A 4,030-nucleotide genomic window follows, 5' to 3' on the forward strand; every position below is an offset into this window, starting at 1 on the left:
CATGAAGCAGTCGCTCGAAGGAGAGCTCGGCGCCACAGGCGGACGACGACTCTCCGATCAGGGACTCGGGCGCGGCAAGATCTGGCAGCTCAGGGTGGTGCCGCTGAATATCGGCCCATGCCTGTGCCAGCTCTGCGGCGAGAACAGGTGGTGTCGTGCTCACGTCGTGATAACGAGCCGGACCTCCCCCGGGTTCCATTCCGGGGCATCCCAAATATTTTGCACGTACCCGTCAGTTGGCATTGATGTGGCATCGATACGTCCCGACGAGGGCGGGTGCGCAGAACTGCACATAACTCCCCAGATCTCCGCAGAACTGCATCGATCTGCGGAGAAGTCTCACAGCTCACACCAAGGTGGTACGTAGCGCCGCGCGCCCCGCGGGGCCCGCCCGGCGCGGCAGCCGGGCGCGTGACGGGACCCGCGCGCCCGGCTCCGGCCTCCGGCGCGCGTGGCTCCGGGGGCCACCACCCGCTTCAGGGGCGGAGAACCCCTCACGGAAACCTGGGAACGCGGCGCACGGCAGCCTTAAGCCTGTCGCCGCAGGATACCCGCGTCACCGTGCCACGGGCCCCGACGTCCCGCCCCGTACAGCCCTCCCGTACAACCGCCGCCGTGTCCGTCGGTGCGCGCCCGCCCCCGCGTCGTCTCCGCAGACGCGCCCGCGATCGTCAGTAGCGGCGATCGTCACGTCAGTAGGCGCGGGCCACGATCGCGATGTTCCCCGGGCTGTCGTCCGCAGCGGGCACCGATCCGTCATCGGCGACCAGGCAGCGTACCGAGACGCCCTGCTCGGCGAGCCTGGCCTCGCCCGCCGGGCCCAGCGCGGCCCACGGAATCCGTGCCCAGCCGCCCGCGACCGCCGCATCGGCGGCCTCCTCGGCCGTCGCCACATCGGCGGTACGGGACTCCCGGCGCTCGCGTGACTCCCGCAGCAGCCGGGCCTGGTCCTCCTCCAGGATCCCGGGCAGCATCCCGGCCAGGGCGTCGAGCCGGACCGGCTCCTTCCCGCCCGGGATACGGCGCACCAGCATCGCGGTGCCCGCCGCCAGATCGCGCGGGCCCACCTCGATCCGTACGGGCACGCCCTTAAGTTCCCAGTCCACCGCGCGGCGGCCGAACGGGGTGTCGGTCCGGTCGTCGATCTCGACCCGCAGTCCGGCCGCCGTCAGCCGGTCGCCGATCCGCCGGACCTCGGCCACCGACTCGTCGCCCTTGATCGCCATGACCACGATCTGCACATCCGCCAGGCGCGGCGGCACCCGCAGCCCGCTGTCGTCGCCGTGCGACATGATCAGACCGCCGACCATCCGGGTGGAACTGCCCCAGGAGGTCTGCCAGACCAGCTCCCGCCGTCCGTCCCTGGAGAGATACCGGGTGTTGAACGCCTGGGCGAAGTTCGTCCCCAGCTCATGGCTCGTCCCCAGCTGGAGGGCCTTGCCGTCGCCCATCATCCCTTCCAGCGTCAGGGTGTTGATCGCCCCGGCGAACCGCTCGGCCGCCGTCTTGCGGCCCAGGACGACATCGATGCCCAGGACGTTGACCATGAAGTCGGCGTACACCTCCCGGTGGATGTACGCGGCGTAGTCGCGGGCGTCCTCCTGGGTGGCGTGGGCGGTGTGGCCCTCCTGCCAGAGGAATTCCGTCGTCCGCAGGAAGACGCGCGGGCGCATCTCCCAGCGGACCACATTGGCCCACTGGTTGATCCGCAGCGGCAGATCGCGGTAGCTCTGCACCCACTTGGAGAAGTAGTCATTGATGATCGTCTCCGAGGTGGGGCGTACGACGAGGGGCTCCTCCAGTTCCTTGCCGCCGCCGTGGGTGACCACCGCGAGTTCGGGCGCGAAACCCTCGACGTGTTCGGCCTCACGGGCCAGGTAGGACTCGGGGATGAACAGCGGGAAGTACGCGTTCCGGGCGCCGGCGGCCTTGATGCGGGCGTCCATCTCCTGCTGCGTCCGCTCCCACAGCCCGTAGCCGTACGGTCGGATGACCATGGTGCCCCGCACCGGTCCGTTGTCCGCCAGTTCGGCCTTGGTGATCAGGTCCTGGTACCAGCGGGGAAAGTCCTCGGACCGGGGTGTGAGAACGGGTGCCTTCGACATGGCGCGCATCGTACGGCGGCGGTGGCCGGCCACGCGCGCCAATTCCCCCAGGGGCCGTCCCCCCGTATCTCCCCCGGGGGCCGTCCCCCGTATCAAGGCCGCCGGCGCCCGGGACCGCCCCTCACCCCTCGTCCTTGGCGAGCCGGGTGAGCCCGGCCGCCCGGTACGCCGCGTCCTGCTCCAGTGTCTCGTGCTCCAGCAGGGCTGCGGCCAGGGCGTCCAGCCGGTCCCGGTTGTCCCGGAGCTGGCGGCAGGCGCTCTCGTAGCACTCGTCCACGATCCGGCGCATCTCGTGGTCGACGGTGTCCAGGGTGGCGGGCGCGGCCGACAGCCCGTAGGGCTGCTGGGCATCGGCCGGGATCGCGGTCAGGCGGCCCACGCGCTCGCTCATCCCCCAGCGGGCGACCATGCCCCGCGCCAGATTGGTGACCTGTTCGAGATCGCTCTCCGCGCCCGTCGTCACCACTCCGAAGACGACGTGTTCGGCCGCCATACCGCCCAGCGCGCCGATGATCCGGCCGCGCAGATACTCCTCCGTGTACGCGTACCGGTCCGCGTCCGGCGTGGACAGCGTCACTCCGAGCGCTCGCCCGCGCGGCACGATCGTCACCTTGCGGACCGGGTCGGCGCCCGGCTGGAGCATGCCGAGCAGGGCGTGCCCGCTCTCGTGGAAGGCGGTGCGCCTGCGCTCGTCATCCGGCATCACCAGCGGGCGTTCCGTGCCGAGCTGGACCTTCTCCAGCGCGGAGGACAGATCGGCCTGGGTGACCGCGGGCCGTTCGCGCTTCACCGCGACCAGCGCGGCCTCGTTGGCGAGATTGGCGAGGTCCGCGCCCGTCATCCCCGGTGTCGTCCGGGCGACCTGCCGCAGATCCACGTCGTCGGCGAGTGGGATCTCCCGGGTGTGGATACGCAGAATGGCCTCCCGGCCGCCCCGGTCGGGCGGGGAGACATGAACGATCCGGTCGAAGCGGCCGGGTCTGGTCAGCGCGGGATCGAGCACATCGGCGCGGTTGGTGGCGGCGAGCACGATCACGCCCTCCGAACCGCTGAAGCCGTCCATCTCGGTGAGAATCTGGTTCAGGGTCTGCTCGCGTTCGTCATGGCCGCCCAGACCTCCGCCGCCGCGCGCCCGGCCGATGGTGTCGATCTCGTCGATGAACACGATCGCCGGGGCGACCTTCCTGGCCTCCGCGAACAGTTCCCGCACCCGGCCCGCGCCCACCCCCACGATCATCTCGATGAACTCGGAAGCCGAAGCCGAGAAGAACGGCACGCCCGCCTCCCCCGCGACCGCCCTGGCCAGCAGGGTCTTGCCGGTGCCTGGCGGACCGGCGAGCAGCACACCGCCCGGCATCCGGGCGCCCATCTTCCGGTACGCCTCGGGATTGCGCAGAAAGTCGACGACGTCGTTCAGCTCGCCCTCGACCTCATCGATCCCCGCCACGTCCGCGAACGTCGTACGCCTGCCCGCCGTCACCTCCACCGGTTTCGGCGGGGCCTTACGGGCCAGGGCGCCGCCACCCATCGCCGCGCCCATCCGGCGGGCGATGAACACCCACAGCAGGACGAGCAGCAGCATCGGCGCCAGCGCGATCAGCAGATTCGACAGAAAGCTGCGCTGCTGGACGACCGGTTCGGCCGTCACGGTGACCTTCTTCGCCGTCAGTTCGCTCCACAGGTCGTCGTCCGCGAAGGCGGGGCGCTGGGTGGTGAACTTGGTGTAGTCGCCGTCGCCGTCCGGGACCGGGGCCTTCTTCTTCAGCTGCCCCTGGATCGCGTCGCCCTTGGAGTAGATCTTCGAGACATTGCCCGCGTCGACCTGTCTGCTGAACTCGGTGTACGACACGGTCGGCTCATCGCCCTCGTTGAAGAACGACAGCACCAGACTGGCGAGCAGATAGACCGCCAGGGCGGTCAGGATC

At 70.4% G+C, this 4,030-nt stretch carries 2 protein-coding genes and 1 pseudogene; all 3 read right to left on the reverse strand.

The window, feature by feature from the left end:
- Nucleotides 1-199: pseudogene (locus ACWF94_RS35385) on the reverse strand (hypothetical protein); the annotation flags it as partial.
- Between the two features lie 493 nt (nucleotides 200-692).
- Nucleotides 693-2,105: a proline--tRNA ligase gene (proS, locus tag ACWF94_RS35390; RefSeq protein WP_453498283.1), complete on the reverse strand. Its 1,413-nt coding sequence runs from the start codon at nucleotides 2,103-2,105 to the stop codon at nucleotides 693-695.
- 121 nt (nucleotides 2,106-2,226) lie between these two features.
- On the reverse strand, nucleotides 2,227-4,029 hold the full coding sequence (ftsH, locus tag ACWF94_RS35395; protein ID WP_453498286.1) for an ATP-dependent zinc metalloprotease FtsH: 1,803 nt from the start codon (nucleotides 4,027-4,029) through the stop codon (nucleotides 2,227-2,229).
- Nucleotide 4,030 lies beyond the last annotated feature (1 nt).

Source organism: Streptomyces sp. NPDC055078, assembly GCF_053607985.1.